This window comes from Daejeonella sp., from assembly GCF_044342615.1.
Taxonomy (GTDB): Bacteria; Bacteroidota; Bacteroidia; order Sphingobacteriales; family Sphingobacteriaceae; genus Daejeonella.
This window is the reverse complement of record NZ_JBIIPN010000047.1, coordinates 1-18661: the sequence shown is the minus strand read 5'-3', so window position 1 is coordinate 18661 and position 18661 is coordinate 1. Positions and strand designations below refer to the sequence as shown.

Annotated in this window: 14 protein-coding genes and 1 tRNA gene; 11 read left to right on the top strand and 4 right to left on the bottom strand. The window is 36.0% G+C overall.

The features are described 5' to 3' along the window. Together ACIQ0D_RS05940 and ACIQ0D_RS05935 are read right to left on the bottom strand one after the other, a co-directional pair. Positions 1–1944: PVC-type heme-binding CxxCH protein (locus tag ACIQ0D_RS05940; protein ID WP_395803708.1), on the bottom strand; the 1944-nt coding region annotated here is incomplete at its 3' end. Positions 1945–2084: 140 nt separating this feature from the next. Then, complete coding sequence (locus ACIQ0D_RS05935; RefSeq protein ID WP_395803706.1) at positions 2085–5240, bottom strand: protein O-mannosyl-transferase family; 3156 nt, start codon at positions 5238–5240, stop codon at positions 2085–2087. Positions 5241–5442: 202 nt separating this feature from the next. Here ACIQ0D_RS05935 and ACIQ0D_RS05930 point away from each other — a divergent pair. From ACIQ0D_RS05930 to ACIQ0D_RS05905, 6 genes are all read left to right on the top strand, one after another. Then, positions 5443–5513, top strand: a tRNA-Gln gene (locus ACIQ0D_RS05930). 103 nt (positions 5514–5616) lie between these two features. Next, entirely contained in the window at positions 5617–6561 is a 945-nt protein-coding gene (locus ACIQ0D_RS05925) for a ribose-phosphate pyrophosphokinase (protein ID WP_395803704.1), read from the top strand. Between the two features lie 63 nt (positions 6562–6624). Next, complete coding sequence (locus tag ACIQ0D_RS05920; RefSeq protein WP_395803702.1) at positions 6625–7200, top strand: 50S ribosomal protein L25/general stress protein Ctc; 576 nt, start codon at positions 6625–6627, stop codon at positions 7198–7200. A 103-nt stretch (positions 7201–7303) separates the two neighbouring features. Continuing rightward, positions 7304–7864, top strand: a complete 561-nt coding sequence (gene pth, locus ACIQ0D_RS05915; protein WP_395803700.1) for an aminoacyl-tRNA hydrolase — start codon at positions 7304–7306, stop codon at positions 7862–7864. A gap of 31 nt (positions 7865–7895) precedes the next feature. Further along, positions 7896–8243, top strand: coding sequence for a Spx/MgsR family RNA polymerase-binding regulatory protein (locus ACIQ0D_RS05910; protein ID WP_395803698.1), 348 nt, complete (start codon positions 7896–7898; stop codon positions 8241–8243). 42 nt (positions 8244–8285) lie between these two features. Beyond that, a complete protein-coding gene (locus tag ACIQ0D_RS05905) occupies positions 8286–10265 on the top strand; it encodes a M1 family metallopeptidase (protein WP_395803696.1) in 1980 nt (659 codons plus the stop codon). 77 nt (positions 10266–10342) lie between these two features. On the opposite strand, the gene ACIQ0D_RS05900 is transcribed toward ACIQ0D_RS05905, so the two are convergent. After that, complete coding sequence (locus ACIQ0D_RS05900; RefSeq protein ID WP_395803694.1) at positions 10343–12793, bottom strand: helix-turn-helix domain-containing protein; 2451 nt, start codon at positions 12791–12793, stop codon at positions 10343–10345. 122 nt (positions 12794–12915) lie between these two features. After that, a complete protein-coding gene (locus ACIQ0D_RS05895; protein WP_395803692.1) occupies positions 12916–13698 on the bottom strand; it encodes a hypothetical protein in 783 nt (260 codons plus the stop codon). 394 nt (positions 13699–14092) lie between these two features. Between ACIQ0D_RS05895 and rpsL the strand changes: the two genes are divergently transcribed. The 5 genes from rpsL to ACIQ0D_RS05870 all read left to right on the top strand — a co-directional run. Then, positions 14093–14494 carry a 30S ribosomal protein S12 gene (rpsL, locus tag ACIQ0D_RS05890; RefSeq protein WP_395803690.1) on the top strand — a complete coding sequence of 134 codons (402 nt, stop codon included), beginning with the start codon at positions 14093–14095 and terminating at the stop codon, positions 14492–14494. 19 nt (positions 14495–14513) lie between these two features. Next, entirely contained in the window at positions 14514–14981 is a 468-nt protein-coding gene (gene rpsG, locus ACIQ0D_RS05885) for a 30S ribosomal protein S7 (protein ID WP_291399926.1), read from the top strand. Between the two features lie 15 nt (positions 14982–14996). Further along, entirely contained in the window at positions 14997–17102 is a 2106-nt protein-coding gene (fusA, locus tag ACIQ0D_RS05880) for an elongation factor G (RefSeq protein ID WP_395803688.1), read from the top strand. A gap of 121 nt (positions 17103–17223) precedes the next feature. Next, positions 17224–17529: a 30S ribosomal protein S10 gene (rpsJ, locus tag ACIQ0D_RS05875; RefSeq protein ID WP_090706153.1), complete on the top strand. Its 306-nt coding sequence runs from the start codon at positions 17224–17226 to the stop codon at positions 17527–17529. A 238-nt stretch (positions 17530–17767) separates the two neighbouring features. After that, on the top strand, positions 17768–18661 hold an 894-nt coding region (locus ACIQ0D_RS05870; protein WP_395803686.1), incomplete at its 3' end, for a hypothetical protein.

The window sequence follows — 18661 nt, the reverse complement described above, 5'->3', positions numbered from 1 at the left end:
AACTTCATCCGGAAAATGACGACTTGATATAAATTCTAGTCCGGAAGTAGGCCGTACCCGATGTTTGTCTTCTATTAAATTTCTTGATTTGGGAGTCATAACTCCATACCTTGGTTTGATACTTGCTGGCATCATCCATAAAACATCCGGACCCGAAGTTTCGGCATAGAAATTTTGGCCCCAATCGTCAAATGTAATTCCCCAAGGATTTGGAACAGAGACTTGTGCAGTTCTTTCTAGGTGTCTACGAGCGGGATTATATCTATAAAACCCTCCATTTGTGGCTCTGACGGGCCCGTATGAGGTTTCTACATTACTATGCAAAAACACCCCTTCGCCCATATAAATAGCCCCCGATGGGTCTGTGGTATAAGCATGGTGTGCATGATGTGTATCATGATCATCAAATCCGCTGAGTAAAATTTCTTTGGAATCGGCTTTGCTATCTCCATTGGTATCTTTGTAAAGTACCAGATTGGTGCCTTGGGATACATAAACACCTTCTGGTGCCAGTTCAAATCCTACAGGAAGATGTAATCCCTCCACAAAAGTGGTTTGTTTATCGGCTTTACCATCATTATTAGTATCCTCTAAGATGATTATTTTATCATTCGGTTTTTTATCTCCAGGCTGCCAATGTGGGTAGGTTGGCATGGTTGCAACCCAAAGCCGCCCTCGATTATCAAAAGATAATTGAACTGGGTTTTCTAGGTCTTTAAATTCAACTTCGGATGCGAAAAGATCAATTTTATAACCCGCAGGCAATTTGAATTTATCTAGAGCGTCTTGTCCGTAGAGGTATTTTAAGCTCCCATTTTTTTCAGGATTATAATTGGTTTCTATTTTTGGTAGGGGAGATGTGTTTTTATCAGCAGCTTCAAGATCCATTTTTACACCCTTATTTGCCATCCAGATTGCCTGATCACGTATATCGGTTAATTCTCTGATTTTTTTTAGTTCGGCAGGGTAATTATCTTGGCCAAAGGGACTGTATCTACGACCGAATACATGAACTCCATTGGGTATCTTGAAGTCATTGTGCCACATCCAATTTTTTTCTTGAACTGCATCATGTATTAATTTTCGTTTGGTTTCCATTTCAGACTTGATGCTATTTTTGCCAAATAGTCCATTGGCTAAAAGTGGAGCAAATTTAGCATAGGCAGAATCTGTAAGTTGTGACCCATCAATAGTTTGGGCTTGTTCCTGAGTATTGTACCATTCATTTGTAGGATTAAAAACATCTAAGAAATGCACATTATTTTGATCTGCAATTTCTTTCATCGCTTGAGCGTATGTTTTTAAGTTTATGTTCTCATTTTTACCATTTGGAAGGTCAAATTGTTGAGAAAGATCCTCAAAAGCAATGGGAGAGACAATGGCAAGTTGAGGAGCAGATGCTCCATTATATTTCTGTTTAAGCGTGTGTTTAATAAATGCATCTAACTCAGATTTATAATTTTGAAGTCCTTTTGGCCCTTCAAATGATTCGTTATATCCAAAAAAGGCAATGATGATATCTGCTTTATGATTTGTTAGCCAGGAATCGGGACTATCAAAAAAACCTTCGCTATTAGAGTTTTTTGTCAATTCGCTTTGAAATTTTTCTGCGCCGGGGAAGGCCCAAGGTGATTCACGACCTGAATGCGCTCTAAATCCGGGGGTATCGCCTCCATCACACATATTTCGAATGTAAAGCATGCTATCTGGATATCGTAAATGTAATTCCGTTTCAAAATGACCATAATTCATCATTCTTGATCCGAGATTATTGCCAATTAGGATAATATGTGCGCCTTTTTTCAGTTTTAGTGTATTGGATTCAGTTTTAGTGAAATGAAGTGCAAAAAGCGCAAATACAAAGCAGGAAAGGATAAATAATATCTTTTTGAGACTCTTATTAATGCCTGTTTTTATTGTGTTAATAGGTTGAATAGAAATCATGTGAAAAAATACACACAAAATAATTGATGATGTACATTTTTTATTTTTTTTTTTGAGTTGAACCGAAAATTCTATGGAAATAGGTATATAAAAAAAGCTACAAGGATTCTTGTAGCTTTTTTATGCGTTTAAAAAGTTTTTTATCGACTAGCTCCTATGAATTTAGATTCCATCGCTTTCAATCGATCTTGAATCTTTTTATTAAGCTCTTTTTCGTTGTTTTGTTCAGTAAGCTTAGCAAGTTCTGTCATTACATAAACTCCTAGTTGTACTTCACGAGTATTTAAATTTTCCTTTGTTTGTGCTATTGCTGAAATATAGTTAAGCTGATCTTCAATATAATCAGCGGTATTCGCTACGAGCTCATTAGCCTTTTTGTTTTCCTTCAATTTATATAGTAGATCGGCCATATAGAATTTACGGATTGTGAAGTTTAGGGAGTGATTTTTATCTGGAACTACTTCTAAACATTTCAAAAGCGCTTGTTTTGCTTCATTAAAACGGCCTTCACGGTATAAATTTTCCGCTAAAATATTGAAGTGGTTAATAATGGTTAAACTCATTCTAACAGATTCTGGATCAAGGTAAGAGGCATTTTTCATATTCCCCCACTTGAACTTCGTAATCATGTTATTATACATTTGATCGGTATTTGTTAATTCGGCTTTTTCGCCCTCTGGGTCAACTGAAGTCTTTTTTAAAGGTAAAAGACGGTAAGCAAATCCCTCATTGTATAGGTAATCGCCAAGGCCCATATAATTATCTTCAGGAACCGTAATTGCAAAATAAATAGGACGTTTCCAATCATTATGAGCAAGAATGTCAATCAGTGCCAATTCTGTTTTACTCACGTAGTTTTTATTGTATTTCCATTCAATTGAAGATGCAATAAGGTCTTTTTTATTTGCTGGTACTGTACCACTGGCAATAATTTGATTGTAATCAATGCTAATTTTAAAGTTTTTTGTAGGCAGGAAGTTTTCCTTTGACCCATCTTGATAAGTTGCCTTATCTTCTTCATTATCAGATGTTAGAATATCGAAAACATCTTTTAGTTCTACGTATTGATCACTTATATAATCTTGGTATCCCATTACATCTCTAATTCCTTGAACATATTTCTCATCAGGCATTGTAATTGGGAGAGCATCGGCAAGATTCACCTTTTTCTTCATTTGTCTGATATACCAATCTGTTCCGAGTAAACTTAAGTTAACTACGCGAACATCAGGGCGGATATTTTCTACCTCCTGAGCATACCAAAGGGGGTAAGTATCATTATCGCCGTAGGTAAATAGAATAGCATTTGGAGCACAAGATTCGAGGTAATTGCTCGCCATGTCTCTTGTTGTAAATTTAGTTGAACGATTGTGATCATTCCAACCTTCCTTAGCCATTAAAATGGGTGCGGCTAATAATCCGATGATTGATGCAAGCACAGCAGCTTTTGATGCACTCATTTTTTTACGGATAAAGTCAGCTATTCCTGCAACTCCGAGTCCAATCCAAATAGCAAATGCATAGAAGGAGCCTGTATAAGCATAATCTCGTTCTCTCGGTTGTAACGGATTCTGATTAAGGTATAGCACGATTGCTAATCCTGTAAAGAAAAATAAAAGAGCAACAATGCCGGCATCTTTTTGATTTCTTTGAAAGTGCCATAATGCTCCTATGATTCCCAAAATGAAGGGTAGGAAGTAAAATTTATTGTAAGCGTTGTTTTCTAATTGGCTTTTAGGAAGGGCATATTGACCACCCAATAACATGTTATCAATGAATTTAATGCCTGATAGCCAGTTTCCTTGGATATAATTTCCATGCCCTTGTTCATCATTTTGTCTACCAATAAAGTTCCATGCAAAATAGCGAGTGTACATGAAACTAGTTTGATAGCTAATAAGAAAGCCGAGATTATTGAGGAATGTTGGCGATTGATTTTCATCTAATCCCATCCAATCACGATAGAAGCCAATGTGCTGAGCATCATCGCTATACATTCTTGGTAAAAGAACGTTTCGGTCATACACACGTTCGTATTTTTGTCCCGCATTTTCATATTTATCTTTTCCTTTACGATATATAATATCTCCTTCTTTACTATCGATTGGCTGGGAATCGAACATTTGTCCATAAAGTAAAGGGCGATCGCCATATTGCTCTCTGTTTAAGTAGCTTAGCAATGAAAAAGCATTTTCTGGGTCGCTATTATTTAGTGTTGTATCGGCTTTTGCTCTAATTACAATCATGGCAAAAGAACCATATCCAAAAAAGATGAAAACGATAGAAATTAATGCAAGGTTTAATACTCTTCTTTTTTCACGTATTTTAAGGATGTACTCAAGCACTGCGAGTATAGCAGCTGATACAATTAATCCTAAAATGCCACCTCCAAGTGTCATTAAGGCTATAAAAGTGACTATCGCTATTAACAGCTGACTTTTAGTGCCATTGATACTATATAATATTCCAGAAAACAGGCATGCAATTAATAAAAGGGCAAATGCAAGCACGCCAGACCCGAAACCTAGTCCTAATGTATTAACGAAGAATAAATCGGAATAAGCGGCAAATTTAATGGAGTATTGAACGATACCATATTGGATCAATGCTAAAATTACAATTCCGGCAAAAAGAGCTAAAAGTGTTCCGGATGAAGTTCTGGTTTTAGATCTTCTAAAATAATAAACTAAAGCAATTGCTGGAATTGCAAGTAGGTTTAGAAGGTGAACGCCTATTGATAGCCCCATAACATAGGCAATAAACACTAGCCATTTATCAGAATGTGGTTCATCTGCATGTTGATCCCACTTTAAGATGGCCCAGAATACCACTGCTGTACAAAGAGATGATAGCGCATAAACTTCTGCTTCAACTGCTGAAAACCAGAAAGAGTCAGAAACGGTATAAGCTAATGCTCCAACAAGTCCGGAACCCATTATACTTATTAGTTGCCAGTTAGCAATGTTTTCTCCTTTTACAGCGAGCACTTTTTTAGCTAGTGCTGTAATAGTCCAGAATAAGAATAGGATAGTTGCGGCACTTGCGACGGCAGAGCACATATTTATCCAGAACGCTATTCTGCTGGTATCGCCAAATGCAAGTAAAGAAAAGACTTTTCCGAGCATCAAATAAAGAGGTGCACCAGGTTGATGCACTACTTGAAGCTTATAAGCTGAGGCGATAAATTCGCCCGAATCCCAAAAGCTTGCGCTCGGTTCAAGCGTTAAAGTATAAACAATTAGTGCTGTCAGAAAGCTGAACCAGCCTAAGAAATTGTTGATTTTGTTGTATTTCATGTATTCAAGATCAAAAATAATGCAAGCGAAATTAATAAATTATTGTGATTAGCCGAAGAAAATGGGCATTCCTTTAACACTAATTAACATGAAATAGCCTTTTTAATAATAATTGATAAAATTTTCAATTTGATTTGCAGTTAATACAATATCCCCCTATATTTGCATTCCATTTAAAAAGGAGCTTCTTTTTGAATTTGATTGCCCGATAGTATAAAGGTAGTACGACTGTTTTTGGTGCAGTTTGTCTAGGTTCGAATCCTGGTCGGGCAACTATAAAAATTTCGAGTTTCGGAATTAATGATATTTTTCGCTTCGCGATATAATTTTTTTATACTTGTGTCCCTTTAAGCATTAATCCGACATTCGAAACAAAATGGCTCTCTCCTTCAATCCAATCAAATTATTTGCCGGCTCTGGAACTCTTGAACTTGCTAAAAACATTTCAGAAAGTTATGGGATTAAGCTTGGCGATGTAACTTTATCAAAGTTTAGTGATGGCGAGTTTCAACCTCATTTTAATGAAAGTGTTCGTGGTTGTGATGTTTTTTTAATCCAATCTACCAATCAGCCTAACGATAATTTAATTGAGCTTTTGTTGATGATTGACGCTTCAAAGAGAGCTTCTGCACATTATATTACTGCAGTGGTTCCTTATTTTGGTTTTGCTCGTCAGGATAGAAAAGATAAGCCACGTGTAGCAATTGGTGCTAAATTAATGGCTAACCTCATTACCGCTGCAGGTGCACATCGAATTATGACTATGGATCTTCATGCTGCCCAAATTCAGGGCTTTTTTGATATTCCAGTAGACCATCTAGATGCTTCAGTGATTTTCGTTCCTCACATCAAGAATTTAAATCTACCGAACTTAACCATTGCTTCACCTGATATGGGTGGTTCATATAGAGCAAGAACTTTTGCCAAATTTTTTAATGCAGAGGTTGTTATTTGTGATAAGCAGCGTAAAAGAGCAAATGAAATCGAGTCAATGTCAATTATTGGTGATGTAACCGGTAGAGACGTGGTTTTAATGGACGATATTTGTGATACTGCTAGAACATTGGCAAAGGCGGCAAGTTTAATCATGGAAAATGGCGCGAGTAGCGTAAGAGCAGTTTGTACGCATCCTGTTCTTTCTGGCGATGCCTATAAAACAGTGGAAGATTCTGCTTTAACTGAATTAATAGTAACAGATACTATTGCTACAGTAAAATCGAGTCCGAAAATTAAAGTACTTTCAACAGCAGACCTCTTTAGTAGAGCTATTGCTAATGTAAATGAGCATGGATCAATTAGTGATCTTTTTAAAATAGAATAAAGAAAATGAGCTCAATTTATAGGTTTAAGCTCGCCTAATCATAATTATATTTAATAAATTAAAATGAAATCAATTGCTATTAGCGGTTCTCCAAGAGAGAACGTAGGGAAAAGAGACGCAAAGGAGCTGCGTTACAAAGGCTTAGTGCCAGCAGTTCTTTATGGTGGAAAAAACCAAATCCACTTTTCTGTGTCTGCAGCTGATTTGAGATCTCTAGTGTATACACCAGAAGTTTCATTTGTTGCTTTAGAAATCGGTAGTGTGAAAACACAAGCCATTATCCAGGATGTTACTTTTCATGCATTAACTGATTTACCCTTACACATCGACTTCCTAGAATTAGATGAGAAGAAACCAGTATTAATGCAAATTCCTGTTAAATTGACTGGAACTTCGCCAGGTGTTAAGATTGGTGGTAAATTAGTTCAGAAATTGCGTAAACTTCGTGTTAAAGCTTTACCAAAAGACATGCCTCAGTATGTTGAAGTAAATATCTCTAAGCTTGAAGTTGGTAAATCTGTTGGTGTTGGAGAATTACAATTCGATAATTTCAAAATCACTAATAATGCAGATGATACCATCGTTTCAGTAACAATGTCTCGTGCATTGAAGCAAGCTGAAAACGACGCTAAAAAATAATTTTTTTTTATTTTTTTTATGGCAGCGTAGGTTTTTCCTACGCTGCTTTTTTTTTGTTAAATTTTAAGCTTTTTTTGAAAGCTTTCTGCCATATTTGTTCTACATGAAATACTTGATTATTGGCTTAGGAAATATCGGACCAGAATATGTGGATACCAGACATAATATTGGTTTTATGGTAGCAGATGCTTTTGCTAAGCAATCGCACTCCTCATTTTTTAATATGCGTCTCGCCTATTATACCGAGTTTAAATACAAAAGCAGGAATATTTATGTGATAAAGCCTACCACTTACATGAATTTAAGTGGAAAGGCAGTAAACTATTGGATGCAAGAATTAGGTATCCCAAAAGAAAACATTTTAGTGATTTTAGATGATCTTGCACTGCCTTTTGGTACCATTAGATTGAAGCCGAAGGGGAGTCCGGCAGGGCACAACGGACTTAAAAACATTGAAGCGGTGCTTGGAAGTGCAGATTATCCAAGATTGCGTTTCGGAATTGGAGATAATTTCCCTAAAGGAAGGCAAGTAGATTATGTGTTAAGTGGCTTCGACCCTGATGAACAAAAAGATTTGCCAGCCCTCATAGATCGATCAATTGAATTTATTGAAAGCTTCGTTACGGCGGGTACAGAGCTTACAATGACGCGTCTAAATAAATAAAACAAATATTTCATCAAATTTGATTTAAACAATGAAAGTTTACGGAATTCCTAATTGTAATACGGTAAAAAAGGCTCTTGATTGGTTAAAGGATCATCAGATTGATATTGAGTTTCACAATTTTAAAAAATCAGGTATTGATGTAACAAAGCTTGAAGAATGGACTCTAAAGGTAGAGTGGGAGGCGCTGCTTAACAAAAGAGGAACCACTTGGAAAATGCTTGATGCTGATTATCAAAAAACAATTATCTCTAAAGAAGCGGCATTTAAATTGATGCAAGATAAACCTAGTATCATTAAAAGACCAGTAGTTGAGACCCAATCAGGATCAATAATTTTAGGTTTTGATGAAGCGCAATTTGCTAATCTTCTTAAATAAACTATTTGAATATTATAATCGTCTCATTTTTAATTAATTAATATGAATAAAACTAAATTTTTCAATCTGCTGCTAATTGCTTGCACTGTAGTATCATTGGCCTTTACTCAGTCCTTTGCACAAGAAAATAAATATGACTATTCAGAAGCATTTCATACTAATTTTTATACTAAGAATGGAAATGAGTATCGATCGGCGAGTGGTCAACCGGGACCAAAGTATTGGCAGAATAGAGCGGATTATAAATTAGCTGTGTCTTTAAATGAGGAGACAAATGAAATATCTGGATCTTCTACTATTAGCTATACCAATAATAGTCCCGATAAGTTAGCATTCCTTTGGTTGCAGCTTGATCAAAATTTATTTAGTAAAGATTCAAGAGGAAATGCTATCATCCCAATTGATGGGAGTCGTAATGGGGCACGTGGACAAGAATTTGATGGTGGATATAGGATTAAATCTGTAAAACTTATTTCATTAGTTAATGGAAAAAATATCGAGTCGGATGTGAAATACTCTGTTAATGATACTAGAATGCAGGTTTTCTTGCCATCTGACTTAGCTGCGATGGGTGGGAAATTGAAATTAAAAATTGATTATTCATTTATTTCGCCTGAATATGGTTCCGACCGTATGGGGATTTTAAATACTAAAAACGGAAAAATATTTACAGTAGCACAGTGGTATCCACGAATGTGTGTTTATGATGATGTTTTAGGTTGGAATATGACACCTTATGTTGGTCCAGGTGAGTTTTATCTTGAGTATGGCGATTTTGATATTAGTATTACTGCGCCTTCAAATCACATTGTTGTTAGCTCTGGCGAATTGATGAATCCTCAAGATGTTTATACCCTTGAACAACAAAATCGTTGGAAAATGGCCGAAAAGAGTGATAAAACAGTCCTGATTCGTTCAGCTGATGAAGTTTTAGATTCAAAATCGCGCCCTACAGCAAAGTCAACGCTTACATGGAGGTTTCAGTTGAAGAACGCGCGCGATGCAGCCTGGGCTTCCTCAGCGGCATTTATCATTGATGCAGCACGTATGAATCTCCCAAGTGGGAAGAAATCTTTAGCAATTTCAGCTTATCCTATTGAAAGTGATGGTAATGACGCTTGGTCACGATCTACTGAATATACTAAGGCATCAAATGAATTTAATTCGAAGAAATGGCTTGAATATCCTTATCCAGCTGCAACTAATGTGGCATCAATTGCTGGTGGGATGGAATATCCTGGAATAGTTTTTTGTGGTTCTGATGCTAAGAAAGGTGATTTATGGGGAGTAACAGATCATGAATTTGGCCATACTTGGTTTCCAATGATTGTGGGATCAAATGAACGTTTACATGCCTGGATGGACGAAGGTTTTAATACTTTTATTAATACTTTGGCCTCCAACGACTTTAATAATGGGGAGTATAAATCGCAAGTGTTTGACATGCATGAAGCAGGTAAAGTTGTTACAAGTGAAATGTTCGAACCTATTATGTCTAGTCCCGATAACATGCAAGAAAGAAATATTGGTTTGCTAGCATATTATAAGCCAGCAATGGGCTTAAGTCTTTTGCGTGAGCAAATCCTTGATCCTGAACGTTTTGATCGTGCATTTAAGACTTATGTGGAGCGTTGGGCCTACAAGCACCCTACACCAGATGATTTCTTTAGAACAATGGAGAATGTTGCTGGCGAGAATTTGAGCTGGTTTTGGAGAGGCTGGTTCCATAATAATTGGAAATTAGATCAGGCTGTAAATAAAGTAGAATATGTTGATAAAGACCCTAAAAATGGAGCATTAATCACCATTGCGAATCTTGAAAAAATGCCTATGCCAGTTATTTTAGAGATTAAAACTAAAAGTGGTCAAGTAAATAAAATAAAACTTCCAGTTGAGATTTGGGTAAGAAATAAGGAATGGACTTTTATTTATCCTTCAACAGAGGCATTGGAGTCGGTTGTGATTGATCCTGATAAGGTGATGCCAGACTCAAACTCTGCGAACAATACCTGGAAGCAGTAAAAAAATGATTTTTATGAAACCCTGCTAAAAATTGGGCAGGGTTTCTTTTTAGATATTATCCAATAAGTAAACCCCTATTAGGTAATCCCCTCTTCCGCTTTTATATAAGTCAGGTGACTTAAAACAGCTTTTAATTCACCATAGGAAACATCATCACCCAGGGCAGTTTTTATTTCAGTTGTGCCAATTCCAGGGTTCTGAACAATATAAGCCATAATTTTAGCTACTTTAATTCTCGATACAATATCAAAAATTGAAATTTCCCCTGTGTTAATATAATGTGCCAAATGCCCTTCAATAGTTCCTGTAGTGAAGCCACGCTCTACTGCAACTTCAACAATTGATTTACCCGATTTAAATAGATCAAATGATGCCTTTTTTGTATCAATTTTTTCTTTTATTTCTTTGAATGGAATGGCAATGGTTTTTCTATCTACTTCATGATTATCACAATAATCATTAATGATTTCTAATATTTGATCGCCATACTGCCTAACTTTTGTTTTACCTAAACCTTTAATAGTTTCGAGTTCTTGTAGGTTTGATGGTAAGGTTTGGACTAATTCTAAAATCGACTTTTGAGCTAGAATCATATAAAGTGGTACGCCCCATTCGGACGCCAAGGAATCTCTCCACTCTTTTAAAGAATGGTATAATTCTGGATGCGGAATGCTAGAATCTACTTTAGCAGGCTGTTTTGTGATCGGTTTTGTCTGAACGTAATCAATCTCAGCATTGGCCTTTGTTTTTAGATAATTTGAAGTGGAAAATCCCTTCAAGCAGACTTTCATCAATGCTTTTTTAATGCTTATCTCTTTCTGTAAATTATCTATTGATTCAATTAGATTAGTCCTAACCGCCTTATTATCACAATCTGTATTTAAATTTTTAATTCCCTCATGAACTACTGAATCAATTTTTTCCAAGAAATAAGTACATCCTTTCTGAACCCTTGCCTGTAATTCTTCATTATCTTCAGGAAGTAATTCATGGCCTAGATAGCTATTTAACTGTTTCTTGAAGTTTTCTGAAACATCATAAATGTCTTTCTCTGAATTCTCACGAATTAATTTTAAATCATCAATAACAGAGCTCGCGAGAATATTATTGTGGTCTTCAGCAACTTTTCGGACATGAAAAAACAAGCCTTTAATGGGATTAAAATCAAATAAATCAAATAATAAGGTCTGTTGAAATGATTTCCTAGATTCATTTAACTGTTCAATGCCAGGTTCATTATTCTGGGCTTTTTCAGTGAATTCAGATACCGTTCCATCAGTTTTTACGCTGTTGAAGGAAATAGGACTTCTCAAAACCATTCCTTCAAAGCTTTTACAGCGACTTAAAGCAACATATACTTGTCCGTGGGCAAATGCCAAATTTGCATCAATTACAGCTTTTTCGAAGGTTAAACCCTGGCTTTTATGAATGGTGATTGCCCAAGCAAGTTTTAATGGAAATTGAGTGAATACACCAATAATTTTCTCCTTTACCTCTTTGGTCTCAGGATCAAGCTCATATTTTATATTACCCCAATCGAGTTTATTGACGCTGATTTCTATATCATCACCAGGAAACTGTACAACAATATTGTCTTTAGAAATTTGTGTGATGATACCAATTTTCCCATTAAAAAATAAGCGCTCTTTAGATGGATCGTTTTTAACGAACATTACCTGCGCACCTTTTTTCAATTCCAATTCGGCTACGGTAGGATAGGAGTAATCAGGAAAATCACCTTGAATCACAGCATCATATCTAAAAACTGGGTTTTTAAGCTCCCTTAACTTAACATCATTAATTTCTTGGGCTGTTTTATTGTGGGTGGTGAGCGTAATATAACCTTCCTCATCTGCCGGTTTGAAATTAGGTATATATCGCTGATTTAATGTTTTTAAGATGTTTTCATCGATTTCATTTTTTCGAACACTATTTAGTAGATCAATAAACATGGTATCTACTTGTCGGTAAATATGTTTTAGTTCGATGCTTATTGGGCTTGTCTGTTGGAGGGCCTTGCTACTAAAGAAAAATAAGTTTGAATAATAATTTTTAAGAATAAGCCAATCTTCATCCTTTACAACTGGCGAAAGCTGGTGGAGATCGCCAATCATTAAAACTTGAACACCGCCAAATGGTTTATGATGATTTTTAAACTTGCGAAGTACTTCGTCTATATGATCGAGAGTATCGGCTCGAACCATACTAATTTCATCAATTACTAAAAGATCGAGACTTTTTATTAGATTGATTTTTTCTTTATTAAAACGTTTAACCTGAACATTTCCGTTGTTATTGGGAATGTAAGGACCAAAGGGTAATTGAAAAAACGAATTTATGGTTACTCCCCCAGCATTAATTGCAGCCACACCGGTTGGTGCTACTACTGCCATTCGTTTATGCGATTGCTTTTTTAACTGATGTAAAAAAGTTGTTTTTCCAGTACCAGCTTTTCCGGTTAGGAAAATATTTTTATCAGTGTATTGAACAAAATTAAAAGCGAGCTCCAGTTGTGAATTCTGCTCCATGGACATTATTTATACATTTTTGGGAATGGTGGCAAGATAAAGATTAAAATTCTATATCCTTCAATTAATAATATTACAAGGCTTATTATGCTATTTATTTTTAATTTATGTTAAAAATTTATTTAGTCGAAGCCAGGAAACACAATGAAAAAAATCGTCCACCATTTATATTCTAAATTAAAGTATAATTTAAATGGGCCTTCAATTAGTACCTCCTCATTGTCGTACAAAACAGCGTTATATTTTATGTATCCTTCTGCAAAACCCAATCCGATATCCTTAGATAACTCAAAATTTATTTCATCTATGGAGTAGTGGCAATTTTTGAATTTATTATAGCATTTAAATATATTATTGATTTTTGAGGTTATTTCATCTTTACGGAAAATTTTGCTTGTCGGACTAGTAAAGGTTTCTGCTAGATCAAGGTTTTTATTATCTATATTTTGTTGTATCCAATTAGTAATGAAAGAATGAGTTTTATCTTCAATTTCTAAGGCATGGTTAGGATGGAAATCTTCATATCTAAAGCAGCATCTCATATCACCTAAAAGGTCATCGAAGTGTATTTCTTCAATAAAGAGTTCTTCAGTAATAAATTTATACTTTGTTCTCAAATCGCGATCCCCCTCATAAAAAATAGTGATATTTTTCTGTTCAATAAGTTTTACCAAGCTCTTATAAGCAATTTCTAAAGCATGGTCGTTTAATTCAGATTCAAATGGGAAAACAGGTTTATTTAACACTTCAAATAAATTTTTAATAGGTGTTTTTGAAAAACTCTCTTCAAAGGCGATGATATTTTTCAGAAATGCATTTTGCAATTCGGGCGAAATGTTTCCCATGAAATGGGTTTGAGCTCCTTTTTCTGCTCTCAATTTTAATTCAAGGAGTTCATTCTCCATTTGTATATTTTGCTTGAGATTGTTGTTATGGTTCAAATTGTGATTTCCTAGATTTTTCATAATTTTTATTTTAAGGTTTTAATATTTCTTTGTTAAATCTGAGGAAATGCATAAAGCTTTTTAAAAGAGATATGTAAGCGGTATGATTTTTTTATTAAAGGGTAAAAAGGGATAATTTTAAGGGTTAATGGAGCATGTTTCAGGAATTTTGTATCTTTGTAGAGAAAATATCGATCTGCAGATTTTATCATATTCTTAGCATTATTTTGCCTTAGCTAAATATTTCTCACTTAAGGCCTTGAAAATCAAAATTATTCCATACCTTTGCAATCCCTAAATGAAAGCTATAGTCTTTTTTACAGGGATTATAAATATTTAAACCAAAAAGGAAAAAATGCCTACTATCCAACAATTAGTTAGAAAAGGTAGAGTAGCTCTGGTTGACAAGAGTAAGTCGCCAGCGTTGGACAGCTGTCCACAGCGAAGAGGAGTGTGCACACGTGTGTATACCACTACCCCTAAAAAACCAAACTCAGCAATGCGTAAAGTTGCGCGTGTGCGCTTAACAAACGGAAAAGAAGTGAATGCTTACATTCCGGGAGAAGGTCACAATTTGCAGGAACACTCCATCGTATTAATACGTGGTGGTCGTGTGAAAGATTTACCAGGTGTGCGTTATCACATCATTCGTGGTGCTCTGGATACTTCTGGTGTAGCCGGTCGTAATCAACGTCGTTCTAAGTATGGAACAAAGAAACCGAAGCCAGGTCAGGTTGTTGAGGGTAAAAAGAAATAATTAAACGGAGGAAAGCAAAATGAGAAAGTCAAAACCAAAAAAGAGAATCTTACTGCCTGATCCAAAGTTTAACGACGTAATGGTTACCAGGTTTGTAAATAATATGATGTATGACGGTAAGAAATCTATCGCGTACTCAATTTTCTACGATGCAGTAGAGTTAGTAGAGAAAAAAACTAGTGAAAATGGATTAGAGTCTTGGAAAAAGGCTTTAAACAATGTAATGCCAGCGGTAGAGGTTAAATCTCGTCGTGTAGGTGGTGCAAACTTCCAGGTTCCAACTGAAGTTCGTCCTGAGCGTAAAATTGCTCTAGGAATGAAGTGGTTAATCAATTACTCACGTAAGCGTGGTGAAAAAACTATGACCGAGAAATTGGCAGGTGAAATCATTGCAGCTTCAAAGGGTGAGGGTGCCGCAGTTAAGAAGAAGGAAGATACCCACAAAATGGCAGAAGCGAACAAAGCATTCTCTCACTTTAGATTCTAATAAGGAAATAAAACAATGTCAAGAGACTTAAAATATACAAGAAATATAGGTATCGCTGCCCACATTGATGCGGGTAAAACTACAACTACAGAGCGTATCCTTTATTATTCAGGAGTAAGCCACAAGATTGGTGAGGTGCACGATGGTGCGGCAACCATGGACTGGATGGCACAGGAGCAGGAGCGTGGTATTACCATTACCTCTGCTGCAACAACTGTAAACTGGAAATACAGAGGTGATACCTATCACATCAACGTAATTGATACGCCAGGGCACGTGGATTTTACCGTAGAGGTAAACCGTTCATTACGTGTATTAGATGGATTAGTATTCCTTTTTTCTGCAGTTGATGGTGTTGAGCCACAATCTGAGACTAACTGGCGTTTAGCAAACAACTATAGCGTACCTCGTATTGGTTTCGTTAACAAGATGGACCGTTCAGGTGCTGATTTTTTAAAAGTTGTGAAGCAAGTAAAGGATATGTTAGGTAGCAATGCCGTTCCTTTGCAATTGCCAATCGGTTCTGAAGATACATTTAAGGGAGTAGTTGATCTAATCAACTTCCGTGGAATTATTTGGAATGAGCATGATAAAGGTATGACCTTTACTGAAGTGCCAATTCCTGACGATTTGGTAGCAGAAGCAACTGAGTGGAGAGAGAAATTACTTGAATCTGTTGCTGAGTATGATGAAAGTTTAATGGAGAAATTCTTTGAAGCTCCAGAAACTATCACTGAGCGCGAAGTGCTTGATGCTTTACGTAAAGCTGTACTTGATGCTAAAATTGTCCCAATGGTATGTGGTTCTTCATTCAAAAACAAGGGTGTTCAAACCATGCTTGATTATGTAATGGAATTATTGCCATCTCCAATGGATGTTGAGGGTATCGTAGGAACAAATCCTGATACTGGTGCTGAAGTAATTCGTAAGCCAAGTGAAAAAGAGCCATTTGCAGCTTTAGCATTTAAAATTGCAACAGATCCTTTTGTTGGTCGTTTGTGTTTTATTCGCGTTTACTCTGGTAATCTAGAAGCAGGTTCATACGTTCATAACATGCGTTCGGATAGTAAAGAGCGTATTTCACGTATCTTCCAAATGCACGCTAACAAGCAAAACCCTATTCCAAATGTTGGAGCTGGTGATATTGCTGCGGTAGTTGGATTTAAGGATATCAAAACTGGAGATACTCTTTGTGATGAGAAACATCCAATTGTATTAGAATCAATGAATTTCCCTGAGCCGGTAATCGGTTTGGCAATTGAGCCTAAAACACAGGCTGACGTTGACAAATTAGGTATGGCTTTAGGTAAATTATCTGAAGAAGATCCTACTTTCCGTGTTCAAACTGACGAAGAGACTGGCCAAACTGTAATTTCAGGTATGGGTGAGCTTCACCTTGATATTATCATGGATCGTTTGAAGCGTGAATTTAAGGTTGAAGTTAACCAAGGAGCACCTCAAGTAGCTTATAAGGAAGCAATCACTGGTACTACACAGCACCGTGAGACTTACAAGAAGCAAACTGGTGGTCGTGGTAAATTTGCTGATATTCAAGTTATTATTTCTCCAAGTGAAGAAGGTAAGAGTGGATTAGAATTTGTTAACGAGATTTCAGGTGGTGCCGTTCCTCGTGAATTCATTCCTTCTGTACAGAAAGGTTTTGAAGCTGCGATGGCAAATGGTGTACTTGCTGGTTACCAACTTCAAGGTATGAAGGTTCGTTTAATTGACGGATCATTCCACGCGGTCGATTCAGATGCTTTATCTTTCGAGATTTGTGCTAAATCTGCATTCCGTGAGGCATTACCAAAATGTAAGCCGGTATTGATGGAGCCTATTATGAAGATTGAAATCCTAACTCCAGAAGAGAACATGGGTGATGTAATCGGTGATATGAACCGTCGTCGTGGACAACTTTTAGGTATGGATACTCGTGCTGGTGCACAAGTAATCAAGGCTACAGTGCCACTTTCGGAAATGTTTGGTTATGTAACTCAATTACGTACTATTACTTCTGGTCGTGCAACCTCTACAATGGAGTTTGATCACTATGCTGAAGCTCCAAGAAACGTTCAGGAAGAAGTGGTAGCTAAAGTAAAAGGAAAGAAAGCAAACGGATAATAATTGTATAAAGAACAGGGAGTAAAGATCAAAGACCACGTGTTTTTGTGATTTACTCCTTAATCAAAATAAACCGGTTGGCGTTATAAATAGCTCTAACGTAAACCATAAACAAATAAAAATGAGCCAAAGAATCAGAATTAAATTAAAGTCTTACGATTATAACTTGGTAGATAAGTCTGCTGAGAAAATCGTAAAAACTGTAAAGCCTACGGGTGCAGTGGTAAGCGGACCAATTCCTTTGCCAACTGAAAAGAGAATTTTTACAGTATTACGTTCACCACACGTAAACAAAAAAGGAAGAGAGCAGTTTCAATTATGTGCTTACAAGCGTTTACTTGATATCTACAGCTCAAATTCAAAAACTGTAGACGCTTTAATGAAGCTTGAATTGCCAAGTGGAGTTGAAGTTGAAATCAAAGTTTAAGTTATTAAACGATATAAAGAAAGCTATCCGAAAGGGTAGCTTTTTTTGTTTCAAGACATTTTTGCTTTTAAGAAATCTAAATATTTGCTAGAGTATAAGTTTTAATTATTTCATAGCTGAGTCATAAACTTATTGATGGATACTTTAATCCTGAATTTTAATTGTTGTTTCTCAACTCGCTCAAATATTTTTTATTTTTTGGTAAACTTTTTCATTTTCTGCTCGTATAAAGGATATAATGCAAAATCTACCTTTCGTGATTTCAAAAAATACGACAGGAAAATTAAGGCCAATATTGTATTTTATTGCGCTTTTGTTTTCTTTGTGGCCTAGCTTTGCGATGGCACAGGGGCCTAGTCAGGTCTTTATTTTTCAATCTGCTAATATCTACGCGCATCCCAATTCAAACCTTAATATTTTCTCAGATATTTCTCATTCTGGAACTTTAGTTTCCTATGATAACGCGTTAATAAATTTCTACGCTACGGTTTGGCAAAACAATGAAGAAAGTCGCTTAGCTGATGAAAGTCCCAGAGGTATTGATGGCATAGGAGGAGTGTTTAGGTTTTCAAACCTGAAAAATTTATCTCAACGCATTAGGACTATTAAGTCGTTCCCTTTTAATGGATTTCCCAATATTCAAATCGATAATGCATCAAATGTAATTGCTGACAATGGAAATCTTCACATCAATAGGAATCTTCACTTTGCTAATGGCAATCTTATCCTAAATAATGTAGATGTGAACATAGGTTTGGCAGGTACCGGCACAATTACTGGATATAGTCATAAAAACTTTATTGTTACTGGCTCTGCAATTACTGGAGGAGGATTGATTAGAAACACTGCAGGAACTCCTATGGAGCTTGTTTACCCAATTGGGACTGCTTTAACAAGTTATACTCCCTTAACTATTAATTATACGGGTATAGCTCAGTCGATTAAATTTAGGGTTGCAGATAATCTGTATAACAAATTGAATTTCCCTGAATATGTGAATAAAACATGGATAATGAAGACATATGTTGTAGATCCAAGTTCAAAAATGGATATAAACTTGCAACATAATTCTGCAGATGAAGGAATTGAATACTATAGAAACGGAGGGGAAGCTTATGTTACTAGATACGAT